The following is a 14,760-nucleotide window of genomic DNA, read 5'->3' as shown; positions in this document are numbered from 1 at the left end:
GTTTATTTTCAGTTTCAATAGCTTCGTCAATTTTGTTTCCTAGTTTACCAGCGATGATTGTTAAGGCTAATACTCCAAACCATCCCATTAAGATCGGAACAATATAACTAACAGGGAAGCCAAATAAATCACCATTAACAGGAAAAAGTGTAAATAAAAAACCCATATGACCAGAAATCAAAAACAGAATTGACATAATTGCAGTAAACCAAACTTCTTTTTTGTATGCGTTCATGTATTTCCCTCCTTAACATTTTATAAACTGAGTGGTCGCTCATTTTTGAACGACAAAAAATTAGTTCCCCTCCTTTAAGTATTGTAGATAAGCAATTTTAATGGAATCTGATATATAACAATCTCCATTATAGAGTATCTATTATTAAAACACCTTACAATATATTGTTGAAATTACACGAAATATTATCACTTTTCTGACATCTTTAGATAATTTATGCAATTTATTTCAAATAAAAAACAGTAAGCAATCGTTTACATTGCTTACTGAAATAAAAAGATGTGATTTAATCGTTAACTGTAATGATATGTGCTTCACGATATTCACTTGGTGATACACCGACGTGTTTTTTGAAGATTGAGCTGAAATAATTTGGTGTATTAAAACCAACTTGTGCGGCAATAGCTTCGATCGTATCATTCGTATGACTCAATAGCCATTTTGCTCGCTTAATACGAATATTTGTAACATATTCTACGAAGGAAATCCCAAGCTCTTTTTTGAATAATCTAGAGAAGTATGTGTGACTGAGATGAACTTTATTCGCAACTTTTTTTATTGAAAGATCTTCGTGATAATAGTTTGAGATATACTCAATGCACTTTTGTAGGTTTTGATCTTTCGTTAGTTCTTCATAGAAACAGAGAAGCTTACCATCAGTGAGAGAGTGATTCAATGCTTTCTTTGCTTCTTGGTATGGTTTGTTTAAGCAAAGTGGATTGTTATATACTGAACCAACTCCTACATGAAGAGTAATTCCGTATTCTTTATGAATTTCATCAATTAGTTTTAATAAATGGTGATTTAATTGATCCCACTCACGAATGGACTTATAGATGAATGGAATATGGAACATGACTGCAAAATATTTACTAAATGAGACATAAGAAACATCATTAATCCAATGAGAAAGATGATTTTTGATGACAGAACGCACATGTGAACGTAAGATGCGTTGTCCTTCCTCATTTTCTATGAATGCTTGCGCACTTTCATTTCCTTGAAGGAGACATAGTACATTTGGAATATTATCAAATTTTGCAATACGTTTGTACTGTTCAAGTTCTTCTTGTGTCTTAATTTCTCCATACATTAATCTACGTAAAAATGTCTCTCTAACAATTGGTAAATCATTCAATTCATCCATTGCTGTGTGAAGAGCACGAATCATTAAATTTTTTCTTAATGGAGTAACTTGTAATGTATGAACATTTAACTCTACTGCAATCGGTGATGTATAAACCATGTCATTATTCATTATTACAAATATTTTTGACTGTAAATGTTTCTTTCGAAGCCGATTGACTTTTACCCAATCAAATGGTGTTGAAATTTGAGCGATAACAATATCAACCTGAAGCCCTTTTCCTTCATCTTCAATAATTCTACATTGGTCTGTTAACTCTTCTTTTACCCAACTTTTAATGGACTCATTGTACTCTGTTTCTAAGTGAAATAATTTAATGTTGTACATGAGATTTTCCTCCCTGTCCCCGTTCAGCACAACTCTCTTTATCTAAAAATTTGATAAGATTAACATTATTGATAGTATACAATAAAAATAAACAATTAAGGTGTATTTTTTTAAAAATTCTTATAATAGCCACTACGATAAAATACAAGATTTTAAATCAATCATACATATTACATCAAGTGTTAATTGTTGTTAAGAATCGAACATAAAAAATGTAGACAGTGCGAAGTAGTTAACAGAAGGTCAAGTATTAGAAATAATCTGATATCCCTTACAAATAAGTTATTATTTCAATGTCAGTTTTGTAGTAACCAATTATTCTTCACACTCATAGTATAGGGTAAACGAATATATTTCCTTCTGTTTCCGGCTCAGGATCCAGTAAGGAGGGAGCTATTAATTGAAGGATAATAACTACCAGCCGAAGCCTTTATTAACAAAAAGAGAAAGAGAAGTATTTGAATTGCTCGTTCAAGATAAAGCAACGAAGGAAATCGCAGCGGAATTATTTATAAGTGAAAAAACCGTGCGCAATCACATTTCAAATGAGATGAGGAGTGATAGCAAATTTTTGTATTATGTTACATAGGATTCAACTGTTTATTATTAATACACGTTTGAAATGGTATCTTTAAAATCGACTGTTGTTCTTTATTATGGTAATATTCTTTATTGTGGAATAAATGTTTATTATTGTATGATTATGTAAATTTAATAGGTTATTTTGGTAAGACGGAAACATATTAATAGTCTTTATGTTTGATTACATATTAGTTGGAGGAATATTGGTGAAGAGAAATAAAATACTCCTATGGGGAATTTTGGTAATAATCGGTTTGTTTGTTGGGATTACTGTACTTAATTATTTCAGTGATTCAGCAAAGGTTAAACGTATGGATGCATTAGTAGAGGAGTATAATCAACCAACGTCATTAGATAATTTTGAAGAGGAATTTGATGTAATTGTTATTGGTGGTGAGCCAGAAGGGGTCGCGGCGGCCGTTTCTTCTGCGAGAAATGGTATGAATACTTTATTAATTGAGGAAAGAGAAGAGTTAGGTGGATTGATGACATATGGGATGTTGAATTTCATTGATCTACCTGAAGGTGATGAAGATCAAATTGTGTCACAAGGGATTTTTAATGAATGGCATGAGTTAATTGGAGAAAAAAATGCTTTTGATTTACAAGTTGCGAAGGCTGGCTTTCAAAAATTAGTTGATAATGAATCTAATTTAACGTTGTCAGTAGCAACTGAAATAATCACACCAATTGTTACAAATAAAAACGTTGTCGAAGGTGTGAAATTAAGAAATGAGTATGGTGAAGTATTGGTTAAGGGGAAACGATTTATAGATGCAACTCAGGATGCAGATTTTGCAGTTTTGACAGGTGCTCCCTATTTTATAGGAGGAGCGGACATAGGGGAAGAAGATCGAAAAATGGCTGTTACTTTAATGATCCACCTAAATGATGTTGATTGGAGCAGGATATCATCAAAAGAAATTATTGAACAATTTGGCGATGTAGAAAAGAGCTCATCAACAAGTGTATTTTCAAATGATTTACCCGTAGTTGCTTGGGGGTTTGAGGGCTTAACTAAGAAGTACACCCCAGTGGTAGAAGAGACTAGATTGCGGGGACTTAACATTGTTAAATCTGAGAATAATTACTACATTAATGCACTACAACTATTTGGTATAGATGGATTAAATGATGAGTCCATAGCTAAAGCAATTGACAGAGGAAAAAAAGAAACAGAACACATCGTTCAATATTTTAGAGACAATCTGACAGGATTTGAGGATGCAAAAATTGCCTCATTCCCTGAAGAGTTATATATTCGAGAAACAAGGCATATTGAAACAGAATATCAGCTACCTATGTCCGATATATGGGAAAATCGTGATCATTGGGATAGTATTGGTTACGGTGGATACCCTGTTGATGTACAAGCACAATCAGTTAATGATTATGGATATGTTATCTCAAATCCTATTCAATATGCGATTCCGTTTCGTTCACTTGTACCAAAAAAGGTTGAGAATCTTCTTGTAGTGGGACGTTCAGCAGGTTTTTCTTCTGTTGCAGCTGGAAGTGCTAGAATTATTCCTACAGGGATGACGACTGGTGAAGCTGCAGGTGTAGCTACAGCAATTTCTATCGAAGAAAATACGAACTTTCGTGAAATGTCGTCAAATAAGGAATTGATTCGTCAGTTGAGGAATTCACTTGATGAGCAAGGAGCGCTTGTTAAACATTTTGAACTTGAATATCCATACAAGGGAGAGTGGTTCTACCCTGGTATCAAAGAACTTCTGAATGTTGGTTTATTGAGTGGGGGATATGCAAATGATCTTTCAGTTGAAGAAGATGCAAATAAACACATGTTCCTTAACATGTTCATTAATACGATAAAAAGAGGTAACCAACAGCTATATGAGGAGAAAAAACGAGAGATTAATAATTTGAGTGTATATTATTATGAAGAAAATGAAGTATTAACGAGAGATCTAGCTGCTGAAATTGTAGGAAAAGTATTCATTGAAGATTCAGATGAAGCAACATGGGCAGAGTTAAAATCAAATAATCTCATTGATAAAACGTTAGAACAAAAAATTAAACAAAATCGTATTTTATCAAAAAGTGAGATATATTATTTGCTTGGCAACTTATTATTAGAAATAAAATAAACCTTACATTTATATGGTGGTCATCGTCTCACAGTGGTAATCTTAACTCGAATTTTTACATAGTAAAGTAAATATAAAGGAAAAAGACAGCCTTAATTGGTCGTCTTTTTCCTTTATTTTATATGAAAAAGTTTCATAGGGTCGTCCTTTCATTTCATTGCATAGATTAGTAATGAGGTGATTTTATGGAAAGGAAACAGTGTCCTTTAAAAGTTGGAAAAGAATCATATGGTGACAAAGCGATAGAAGTGGTATTTAAAGATGCGTTCTCTCCTTATTTTACAAAGGAAGTGACAACATCTAAAACATAGTTTCAACTGGTGCTAATTGCTTCTCTTTTAATGATAATAGTGTAGGAGTACCTATATTATGTGGTATTTCAATAGTAACTATCCCTTTGTTTTTGGGGTGATAATATGAAATATGCAATCTATGTTCGTGTCTCAACAGACAGAGATGAACAAGTTTCATCTGTTGAAAACCAAGTTGATATATGTCGAAATTGGATAGAGCGAAATGGGTTTGAATGGAATGAGAAAAACGTCTTTAAAGATGAGGGCATTAGTGGCACGTTGTTTACGGAGCGCCCTGCAATTCAGTCAATCTTAGGTAAAGCGAGGAAGAAAGAGATTGACATGATTATCTTTAAATCAATTTCACGTTTAGCTAGGGATTTAAAGGATTCATTAGAGATTCGAGAAGTATTGATTGCGCATGGAGTAAGGATTATTTCAATAGAGGAAGGTTATGATTCAAATAAGGCAGGTAAGAATGATATGGCATTTGAGTTATGGTCTTTGTTTTCTGCTCAATATAGTCGAACATTATCAAGTGGTATAACAGCTGCATTAGCGGCAAAGGTTCGCCGAGGTGAGCATATTGGAAAAGTTCCGTACGGTTATGACCGTATTGAACAGAAGCTCGTTGTTAATATGAAAGAAGCAAACATAATTAGACAAATTTTTAAGTGGTATAACGATGAAAAATTAGGCTATAAAATGATTACGCATAAATTAAATGAGCAAGGTATTCCTTCAAAACAGAATGGGAAATGGCAGGTGACAACAGTACAAAGAATTTTGAAAAACTCAATTTATCATGGTACGTTCATTTTAAATCAATACGGGAAAGTAAAAATAAATGGTCATAAGAAACAAGTGAAGAATCCTGAGGAGAAGTGGATCATTTTTGAAAATCATCACCCTGCAATAATCTCAAAAAAAGATTTTGAGAAAGCTAACGATAAAAAAGTTTTGAATGATAAAAGGAAAACAACAGTGTGGAATGAGTTTCGAGGATTGTTGAAATGTGGAAAGTGTGGATCGAATATAGTGATCCTTCAATCAGGAAAGAAAACAGAGTCAGGTTCGAATGTAAGGTATTATTTGAAATGCAGTGCGTATCGTAGGGCTGGAAAGCATAGATGTGTGAATCATATACCTATTCAATATGAGGATTTTCGCGATTTCCTTATCGATCTTCTGAAGGAAAAAGGGCAGGGTGTTTCATTTGAATTTGATAGCGAACTTGAAAGTTATAAAACTTCTGAAGTTAAAGTTTTGAAGAAGAAGATTCAGCAGTTAGAGATGAAGAAGAAGGATGTATTAGAGTTATACTTGGAGCAAATTATTAATAAATCCGAGTTAGAAAATAAAAGGAACGAATTGCACAGTGACATAAAGCAATTAAAAGAAAAATTAATGACCTTTGAACATATCAATTATGATCTACAAACTGTTGAGAACATTCAACATGCATTCTCATATTTGCAACAACATGGAGAGAATTTGTTCCATGTAATCCAGACAATAATCAATGAGATTATCCTACATCCAGATGGAACGGTAGATGTGAAGTATAATTTTAAATAGTAAATAAGTGGGTAGGAGAATATATTCATACCCTCTATTTGCAATTAATATGCATTGCAAATGCAATGCAAAAACTTGGCGTGAAAGGTCGATCACAAGCCGTCGTTGAGTTACTTCGTATGGGAGAATTAGAATTGTAGCGAGCATGCCGGCTTTCTGTTAAGGAGCCGGTTATTTTTTGTATACTAAAGGGAATAATTTCACTTGCATTTCTATAATAATCGGACCAAAATGAGTAAGTGATTGTCTAAAAGGAAGATAATTTAGATAGTAGTGCTTAGAGTGAGGTTTTCATCTCATAAAAATATATTACCTGGAAAATGAGGGATTGTTTTGAATAGACCAATAGGTGTTATTGATTCTGGTGTTGGTGGGTTGACAGTAGCAAAAGAAATCATGCGTCAATTACCAAAAGAAGAAATAATCTATTTAGGTGACACAGCTCGTTGTCCTTATGGACCAAGACCAAGACACGAAGTAAAAGCATATACGTGGCAAATGGTGCATTATTTAATGAAAAAGAATATAAAGATGCTTGTTATTGCTTGTAATACTGCAACAGCACTTGTATTAAACGAAATAAGAGACAAGTTAAGCATTCCTGTTATAGGTGTTATTCATCCTGGAGCAAGGTCAGCTTTAAAAATATCGACGAATAACCATATCGGAGTTATTGGGACTGAGAATACCATTAAAAGTGGTACATATAAACAAGCACTTCAAGGTATAAATAGCGATGTAAGTGTAGAGATGTTAGCTTGTCCTCAGTTTGTACCAATTGTCGAAAGTGGAGATTATGAGGACACGAAGGCTCTTGCAGTTGTGAGTGAGTCGTTGAAACCTTTGATGACAACCGAAATTGATACGTTGATTTTAGGATGTACACATTACCCAATTTTGGAGCCAATTATTAAGGATGTCATTGGAGAAGGAGTTTCTATTATTTGTTCTGGAGATGAGACAGCAAGAGAAGTGAGTACAATTCTTGACCATAGAGGTATGCTTATTACAGATGAACAAATACCGAATCATCTATTCTTAACAACAGGTTCAAAAGAGCTTTTTCATCGAATCGCATCTAAATGGTTCGAACATGAAGTTAAACATGTATATTCAATTGATTTATAGCCTTTTCTAATTTAAGAAAGGCTATTTTTTATGAATGTAGATAAAAATGTTTATGTGTATTACGTTTTAGAACTGTGCAAACTCATTCAATAAACATACGTCAAGTCTTTCTAATGTGAAAGGAAATTAACTGGTCTAATTTTGTAGTGGGCTCGTATATATGATAGTACAAACTGTCATAGGAGGGAAAGACATGCCGACTTTCAACAAAATAGGTGTAGGCATCATAGGAGCAGCTTTCGTACTTTTATTATCGGGCTGTGGTTTTTTTCAAGGAGAACGTGCTTCACAGCAAGTTGAACAACCTAATGATGCAACTTATGTAGAAGAAGGAATGTTAAGCGAAGGACCAGAAGAAAATGGGGAAATAATTGAAGTAGATCAACAGAATGTAGAAATGGTTCAGCGTGAATTATATTTGATTGATCAAAATGGCTATGTTGTACCACAAATGTTACAGTTACCAAAAACAAAAGAAGTTGCAAAGCAAGCTTTAGAGTATCTAGTTCAGAATGGACCAATTATGGAAGAACTTCCAAATGGTTTTAGAGCCGTTCTACCAGCAGGCACTCAAGTTCTTGGCCTTAATATGGAAGAAGGAACACTTGTTGCAGACTTCTCGACTGAATTCACAGAATATGCACCTGAAGATGAGCAGAGAATCGTGCAATCACTCACTTGGACGCTTACTCAATTTGATAACATTGATCGTGTTCAGATTCGAATCAATGGACATGAACAACCTTATATGCCAGTTAACGGTACACCAATAAATGATGGTTTAAGCCGTGCAGATGGTATTAACTTTGACCACGGAGATGTTGTGGATGTCCAGAATAGTAAAGCGATGACGCTTTACTTTCTGGCCCAAAATGGTGAGGATATGTATTATGTGCCTATAACTAGACGTGTGGAAAAGGCTAATAATAATGTAGAGGCTGTAGTAGCTGAATTGATAGAAGGACCTGCTTACGATTCTAAACTTCTTAGTGAATTTCATCCAGATTTATCATTAGTCGAGAAACCTAAAAATGACGAAGGCACTGTAACGTTAAACTTTAATGAAGTGTTGTTAGGAAGTCTACAAGGTACAGCGGTCTCTGAACACTTACTCAAATCATTAGTATTATCATTAACAGAACAAGAAGGAATCGAACAAGTAGCTCTTCAAGTTAATGGTGACTCTTTACTTCATAATAATGAAGGTGAAGAGATTAGCGAACCAGTTTCAAGGCCTGAAGCAGTTAATACAGGTAGTTTTTAGAGAGTAATTTTTGTTATAATATAGAGAACATGGATAGGCTGGCGTATGTGGCAGCCTTTTTTCGTGTTTGAACATAAGATTGATCTTTTATCTTCTGTTATTAATTTGTTAATTGAATTACGAAATTATGGATATTCATCATTGAGTATATTGAAGTGAAAACTGGCAGGATAAATGTATGGATAATTGTCGAATGTTACATATTATAATAGGTTGATGTTAAATATTTATTGAATAATATAGTAGGATTGAATGGCTATAGGAGGATATTAGTTATGAGAATTGATGATCGACAACATGATCAATTACGGAAAGTACAGGTTGAAAATAATTATTTAATACATCCAGAAGGTTCTGTACTCATATCTGTAGGGGATACGAAAGTGATTTGTACAGCTAGTGTAGAAGAGCGAGTTCCTCCTTTTTTACGTGGACAAGGTAAGGGTTGGATTACGGCTGAGTATGCAATGTTACCACGTGCTACCCAACAACGAAATATAAGAGAATCAAGTAAAGGTAAAGTCACAGGGCGTACAATGGAAATTCAACGACTGATCGGAAGAGCGCTACGTTCAGTAATAGATTTAGATAGCATCGGTGAAAGAACAATATGGGTAGACTGTGATGTAATTCAAGCAGACGGTGGAACTAGGACGGCTTCTATTACAGGTGCATTTATTGCAGTAGTACATGCAGTAGGGCAATTATATGAAGCGAAAAAAATAAAATCGTTTCCGATTAAAGATTATTTAGCAGCTACTTCTGTAGGTATATTATCAGAGAGTGGTCCAATGCTTGATCTATGTTATATAGAAGATTCACAAGCCGATGTTGATATGAATGTGGTTATGACAGGAAGCGGAGAATATGTTGAACTACAAGGTACTGGAGAAGAAGCAACTTTCTCCGCTGGGCAATTAAATGAGATGCTCTCATTAGCTTCTAAAGGGATTCTTGAGTTAATTGAAATTCAGAAAGAAACGATTGGTATTCTTGCAGAAAAAATAGGAAACGAATAGTGGAGAGGATTCAAAATGGGAAAAATAATCGTAGCGACGAAGAACGTCGGGAAAGTGAGAGATTTTGCTTATTTGTTAGCGGGAAAAGGTATTGAAGTTACTTCTTTACTTGATTACAAAGATATTCCTGATGTTGTTGAAGATGGTGAAACATTTGCAGACAATGCTCGTAAGAAAGCAGAGGAAATTGCAGAGAGGTTACAAATACCAGTCATAGCAGATGATTCTGGCTTAATTGTTGATGCACTTGATGGTCGTCCAGGAGTTTACTCGGCTCGTTATGCAGGTGAGCATAAAAGTGATGAAGCAAATCTACTAAAGGTACTAGAAGAAATGAATGGTGTACCAAGTGAAAAGAGGACGGCTCGTTTTTTCTGTGCTCTCGCTGTGGCAATACCTAATAAGGATACTATCATTGTTGAAGGAACATGTGAGGGTATGATTACGAAAGAACAACAAGGAAATCAAGGTTTCGGTTACGATCCTATTTTTTTCATCCCTTCAAAAGAAAAAACGATGGCACAGTTAACAAAAGAAGAAAAGAATCAAATTAGTCATCGAGCGAATGCGTTAAAGAAGTTGAAAGAATTATTGAGAAATAATGAACTTCTTGTTACAAGGGTGGAACGACTATGAACGTATTGATTGTTAGTGATAATCACGGTGATGAAGAAATTTTAGCTACCTTAAAAGAACGTCATCATTCAGATGTGGATGCTTTCATTCATTGTGGTGATTCAGAGTTACCTGCAAATGAAAAAAGTATGGAATATTTTCGTTCTGTTAGAGGAAATTGTGATTTTGATGATAAATATGTTGAAGAACGAGTTGAAAGCATCGATGGTGTAAACTGTTTTATTACACATGGGCATCTTTATAATGTCAAAATGTCATTAATGAATATAATCTACCGAGCTAAGGAAGTTGGGGCAAGTATTGTATGTTACGGCCATTCTCATATAGCGAGCGTAGAAGAAGCAAACGGTATCGTGTTAATTAATCCTGGAAGTATTCGTCTTCCTAGACTTCGTAAAGATAAGACGTATGCAATTTTGTCTATCGAACAAAGTAAGAAGATTACAGTGCGATATTATACAACAGAAGGAACCGAAGTTAAGGAAATGTCTTTTGAAACAATATTGGAATAGGAAAGTGGAGAAAATTCTCCATTTCCTATTGACAAAAGATCATAGTTTTTATATATTTATTTATGTCGCCAATATTGTGCGGGTGTAGTTTAGTGGTAAAACCTCAGCCTTCCAAGCTGATGTCGTGGGTTCGATTCCCATCACCCGCTCCATACATAATTTGTCCCAGTAGCTCAGCTGGATAGAGCAACGGCCTTCTAAGCCGTCGGTCGGGAGTTCGAATCTCTCCTGGGACGTATTTAAGTGTACCTAATGTTATATAAATCATGTGAAGCGCTTTAAATGTTGTTGTTCCAACGTTTAAGAGCGCTTTTTTCTATTTTCTTAATAGCTACTTATGAGTTGAAAAGTTTAAAAATTAACGAATTACTAAAACGATTAGGTGAATAAATTTACGCTTACTGTAATTCAGAATAGAGAGGGAGTGCCTTTAAATCTAGTTTTACTAAAACAATCCCAATTTATTGACTCACTAGGTTAATAGTTGAAAAATAGAGGTTATCATGTTCATATGGATGATTTAAAGGTGATTAACATTGTTTAAACTTTGTAAGTTGTACGTGTGAATTAAACGTTTTTTAGAAAGCTCTTCTTAACAGCCTTAATAGAATAATAGTTCGAATAAGCCTCCTAGGACGAAAAATTCTCCTACCACCGCGGCCTCTAAGCCAAACACCTTCAGCTGATTCTCCCATCATAATCCCATCAACATAGCGCCCGCCATATTCCATAACTCTAACTGGTTCTCCACGATATCTATAATTCATGTGTTTACTCACCCCCTTTTAATCAGAGTATGCACATTAATTAATGTTGTATAGACAACTTAACTAGTCCATTAAAGGTTTATAAAAATATTTGTAAGTTAAAATTAAAAATTAATAGTCTATTTAGGTGTATCTATTATGTTAGATATGCATATTTTAAATTTAGGATGAATTAGGTGAAGGTTATTAAGGTGAAATCTCTTAATTTACGGTTCTATATGGTAACAGTAAGTTATTTACCCATTTAATTGAAATGATTGTAAATACAGAAGTCCTTCTTGTTTTGTAGCATAAATAATTTCGAAAAAAGTATAGTGTTCGAATAAAATATACTTTTTTTACATAATCACAAAGATTGTTGTTCCAGCGATGTAAGCGAATTCAATAAGATTAAAAACTTAATATAGTCAAACTACTTTTAAAAAAAGTGTTGACTCAAAGGATAAATGAGCGTAAGATAATCCTCAATAAAGAGAACAAGACTCATCGCCACAGGGTTTTAATTGAGTAGTTCATGTGATTTTTTTTATTCAGAATTTTTAAGATGATACAAAATATACTACATTTGTAAATTAGATTTACTAAATGATATTGTAATGATGATAACTTAATTGGAGCGTGATGGCATGAGTGACCAATGGATTTATTTAGATGGGAATTTCGTAAAAAAAGAAGAGGCGAAGATTTCTGTATATGACCATGGTTTCTTATATGGAGATGGTGTCTTTGAAGGCATCAGAGTATATGACGGTAATATTTTTCGAATGAAACAGCACATTGACCGTTTATATGATTCAGCAAAATCAATAATGTTAGAAATTCCATATACAAAAGAAGAATTAACAAAAATTACTGCTGAAACAGTTGTGAAAAATGGTTTAACAAGCGCTTATATTCGTCTTGTAGTATCACGGGGAATAGGTGACTTAGGACTTGATCCTTTTAAATGTGAAAAACCATCTGTAGTAATTATTTGTGAACCGTTAGCTATTTTCTCAGAAGAGTTATATGAGAGTGGTCTGGATATTGTAACAGTAGCAAGCCGTAGAAATCGTCCTGATGTGTTGAGTCCTATGGTGAAATCACTGAATTATCTGAATAATGTATTAGTTAAGATTGAAGCACATTTGGCAAATGTTAGCGAAGCGCTTATGTTAAATGACCAAGGTTATGTAGCAGAGGGCTCAGCTGATAACATCTTCATAGTTAAAGGTAAACAACTCATAACTCCACCTGGATATATCGGTGCTCTAGAAGGGGTGACAAGAAATGTCATCTTAGAAATAGCAAGTGAGTTAGGTTATGAAGTAAAAGAAACAGCGTTCACAAGGCATGAAGTTTATATCGCTGATGAAGTGTTCTTAACAGGAACAGCAGCTGAAGTAATTGCTGTAGTTAAAGTAGATGGTCGTCTAATTGGGGATGGAAAACCTGGGGAACACACTCAAAGGTTGCTTCAAGCATTCCGCGAACGCGTAACAAAAGATGGATTGAAAGTATATGACAATGAAAAGATGAGTTCTTGAAAAGTGAATAACAAACAAAGCGTAGAAGAGGATTAGTAATCGTAATTGTGGTATCTCCAGAGAACCGGTGTAGCTGAGAGCCGGTGTTACCCTTACGATGAAGCTCACCTCGGAGCGTCAATCTGAAACGAGTTCAAGTAGGGTTGACCGGGTAGTTATCTTGCTACTCGTTATTGAAAATTGAACGATTTTTCTTTCAAGTCGTTCATGAGGTGATTCTTGTAAATGAATCACGAAAAAGGGTGGTACCGTGGAGAGGAAGACCTTTTCACCCCTTTAAGCCGTAGGGCTTTTATGGGGTGAAAAGGTCTTTTTTTCATTGTTATAGATGATCTTTTTAGTGAAAAGGTGGAAAACTACATCATTTAATAGCAAAATCGTACATTTATATATCAGAATATTCATTAATAACTAATTATTCAGTCTTTTGGTTGCCTTAACAATTAAAAATCTAGGGGGAATCGAAAATGAACACAGAGGTAAAAGAGAAAAAAATGAAGCGGTCAGTAACAAAAATGTCAGGTGCAAAGATGTTTGTAGAAGCATTGAAAGCTGAGAATGTTGAGGTAATCTTTGGATATCCAGGTGGGGCAGTGCTTCCGATTTACAATGAGTTATACGATGCAGGTATTGACCATGTCTTGCCTAGACATGAACAGGGTGGAATTCATGCAGCAGAAGGATATGCAAGAGTTTCTGGTAAGACAGGTGTAGTGGTAGCAACATCTGGACCTGGTGCAACCAATATTGTAACAGGTTTAACAGATGCAATGATGGACTCACTCCCGATGGTTGTATTTACTGGGCAAGTCCCTACTAATGTAATTGGTACTGATGCTTTCCAAGAGGCAGATGTAATGGGTATTACAATGCCAATTACAAAGCATAGCTATCAAGTTCGAGATGTTAAAGAATTGCCAAGAGTTATCAAAGAGGCATTCCATATAGCATCAACAGGTAGACCAGGACCTGTACTAATTGATCTTCCTAAAGATGTAGCGATTATAGAAGCCGAATTTGATTATGATTTACCAATTAATATTCCTAGTTATCAGCCAACATATAATCCTAATCAATTGCAAATTAAGAAGCTTGCTGAAGCAGTAAGCCATGCTAAGAAGCCATTAATTCTTGCTGGAGCTGGAGTATTGCATGCTAGAGCAAACAAAGAATTGCTAACGTACGTTGAGCAACAAAATATTCCACTGGCCTGTACACTTCTAGGGTTAGGTGCATTCCCTGGGAATCATGAATTATTTTTAGGTATGGCTGGGATGCATGGAACATACTCAGCAAATATGGCGATTTATGAGTCTGACTTATTAATTAGTATTGGTTCTCGTTTTGATGATCGGGTGACAGGTAATCTTAATGAATTTGCCCCAAATGCAAAAATTGCACATATTGATATTGACCCTGCAGAAATCGGGAAAAACGTTCCTACAGCAATTCCTGTAGTTGGAGATGCGAAGAAGGCACTTGAAGCATTAATTGAAGAAGATGGAACAAAGGGAGATACAAGTATTTGGCGAAAGAAGCTTCATAATTGGAAAGAAGAGTATCCATTAGTGTACAAAAAAGCCGTTCCATTACTCAAACCACAGCGATTAATACAAATGATTCATGATTCCCAGG

General features: G+C 34.7%; 13 protein-coding genes, 2 tRNA genes, 2 pseudogenes and 1 other annotated feature. Of the genes and pseudogenes, 14 read left to right on the top strand and 3 right to left on the bottom strand.

All coding sequences use genetic code 11. From position 1 onward, the window contains the following. Both BFG57_RS13570 and BFG57_RS13565 read right to left on the bottom strand, forming a co-directional pair. Positions 1-235 (bottom strand): annotated as a pseudogene (locus tag BFG57_RS13570) (hypothetical protein); the annotation flags it as partial. 286 nt (positions 236-521) lie between these two features. After that, positions 522-1,709, bottom strand: coding sequence for a helix-turn-helix domain-containing protein (locus BFG57_RS13565; RefSeq protein ID WP_069718037.1), 1,188 nt, complete (start codon positions 1,707-1,709; stop codon positions 522-524). Positions 1,710-2,109: 400 nt separating this feature from the next. Between BFG57_RS13565 and BFG57_RS13560 the strand changes: the two genes are divergently transcribed. From BFG57_RS13560 to BFG57_RS13510, 12 genes and pseudogenes are all read left to right on the top strand, one after another. Then, a complete protein-coding gene (locus BFG57_RS13560) occupies positions 2,110-2,298 on the top strand; it encodes a helix-turn-helix domain-containing protein (protein ID WP_069718036.1) in 189 nt (62 codons plus the stop codon). A 199-nt stretch (positions 2,299-2,497) separates the two neighbouring features. Then, positions 2,498-4,402: an FAD-dependent oxidoreductase gene (locus BFG57_RS13555; protein ID WP_175428360.1), complete on the top strand. Its 1,905-nt coding sequence runs from the start codon at positions 2,498-2,500 to the stop codon at positions 4,400-4,402. Positions 4,403-4,587: 185 nt separating this feature from the next. Beyond that, a complete protein-coding gene (locus BFG57_RS19475; RefSeq protein ID WP_281186696.1) occupies positions 4,588-4,713 on the top strand; it encodes a hypothetical protein in 126 nt (41 codons plus the stop codon). Between the two features lie 105 nt (positions 4,714-4,818). Beyond that, a complete protein-coding gene (locus tag BFG57_RS13550; RefSeq protein ID WP_069718035.1) occupies positions 4,819-6,273 on the top strand; it encodes a recombinase family protein in 1,455 nt (484 codons plus the stop codon). A 53-nt stretch (positions 6,274-6,326) separates the two neighbouring features. Beyond that, positions 6,327-6,413, top strand: a pseudogene (gene gerE, locus BFG57_RS13545) (spore germination transcription factor GerE); the annotation flags it as partial. Positions 6,414-6,606: 193 nt separating this feature from the next. Beyond that, positions 6,607-7,401, top strand: a complete 795-nt coding sequence (gene racE, locus BFG57_RS13540) for a glutamate racemase (RefSeq protein WP_069718033.1) — start codon at positions 6,607-6,609, stop codon at positions 7,399-7,401. Positions 7,402-7,594: 193 nt separating this feature from the next. Beyond that, complete coding sequence (locus tag BFG57_RS13535) at positions 7,595-8,665, top strand: GerMN domain-containing protein (protein ID WP_069718032.1); 1,071 nt, start codon at positions 7,595-7,597, stop codon at positions 8,663-8,665. Between the two features lie 275 nt (positions 8,666-8,940). Then, positions 8,941-9,684 carry a ribonuclease PH gene (gene rph / locus BFG57_RS18695; RefSeq protein ID WP_069718031.1) on the top strand — a complete coding sequence of 248 codons (744 nt, stop codon included), beginning with the start codon at positions 8,941-8,943 and terminating at the stop codon, positions 9,682-9,684. Positions 9,685-9,699: 15 nt separating this feature from the next. Next, a complete protein-coding gene (locus tag BFG57_RS18690) occupies positions 9,700-10,320 on the top strand; it encodes an XTP/dITP diphosphatase (protein ID WP_069718030.1) in 621 nt (206 codons plus the stop codon). After that, the gene (locus BFG57_RS13520) at positions 10,317-10,832 is read left to right on the top strand and encodes a metallophosphoesterase (RefSeq protein ID WP_069718029.1); all 516 of its coding nucleotides are present in this window, start codon (positions 10,317-10,319) and stop codon (positions 10,830-10,832) included. Before BFG57_RS18690 ends, BFG57_RS13520 begins: the two co-directional genes overlap by 4 nt. A 78-nt stretch (positions 10,833-10,910) precedes the next feature. Then, positions 10,911-10,984, top strand: a tRNA-Gly gene (locus tag BFG57_RS13515). 10 nt (positions 10,985-10,994) lie between these two features. Continuing rightward, positions 10,995-11,068: transfer RNA gene (locus BFG57_RS13510), tRNA-Arg, on the top strand. Positions 11,069-11,410: 342 nt separating this feature from the next. On the opposite strand, the gene BFG57_RS13505 is transcribed toward BFG57_RS13510, so the two are convergent. After that, the gene (locus BFG57_RS13505) at positions 11,411-11,599 is read right to left on the bottom strand and encodes a hypothetical protein (protein WP_069718028.1); all 189 of its coding nucleotides are present in this window, start codon (positions 11,597-11,599) and stop codon (positions 11,411-11,413) included. Between the two features lie 626 nt (positions 11,600-12,225). Here BFG57_RS13505 and ilvE point away from each other — a divergent pair. After that, the gene (gene ilvE / locus BFG57_RS13500) at positions 12,226-13,125 is read left to right on the top strand and encodes a branched-chain-amino-acid transaminase (RefSeq protein ID WP_069718027.1); all 900 of its coding nucleotides are present in this window, start codon (positions 12,226-12,228) and stop codon (positions 13,123-13,125) included. Between the two features lie 13 nt (positions 13,126-13,138). Then, positions 13,139-13,404: a binding site (T-box leader), on the top strand. Between the two features lie 188 nt (positions 13,405-13,592). Continuing rightward, positions 13,593-14,760: biosynthetic-type acetolactate synthase large subunit (gene ilvB / locus BFG57_RS13495; RefSeq protein WP_069718026.1), on the top strand; the 1,168-nt coding region annotated here is incomplete at its 3' end.

The organism is Bacillus solimangrovi (genome assembly GCF_001742425.1).
Classification (GTDB): Bacteria; Bacillota; Bacilli; order Bacillales; family Bacillaceae_N; genus Bacillus_AV; species Bacillus_AV solimangrovi.
This window is presented reverse-complemented; position numbering and strand designations above follow the sequence as displayed.